Raw genomic sequence first — 292 nt, 5'->3', positions numbered from 1 at the left:
CCGCGCGGCGGCCCAGAAGCTGGTCGACGATGCCCACCAGGTCTGCCCCTACTCCAACGCCACGCGCGGCAACATTGACGTGACGCTCACGCTCGTCTGAGCGCCGCTCGTAGAAATCAAAAAAGAGAGCTGCAGGCGCTTTCCCCACAAGCGTTTGCGGCTCTTTTCATGCAAAAACGGGCGCCGCAGACAGAACGCGCCGGTGGGGGGTTAGCGCCACAGCGCGTACCGGCCCGGCCCGGTGATGGCCAGCAGCAGCAGGCCGCCTGTGATGCTGGCGTTCTTGTAGAAA

General features: G+C 64.4%; 1 pseudogene. It reads left to right on the top strand.

The features are described 5' to 3' along the window. A pseudogene (locus B2J89_RS22110) lies at positions 1-100 on the top strand (organic hydroperoxide resistance protein); the annotation flags it as partial. Positions 101-292: the final 192 nt, after the last annotated feature.

The organism is Acidovorax sp. SRB_24 (assembly GCF_012931925.1).
Note: the sequence above shows the minus strand (reverse complement) of the source record. Positions and strands in the feature narration are given on the sequence as shown.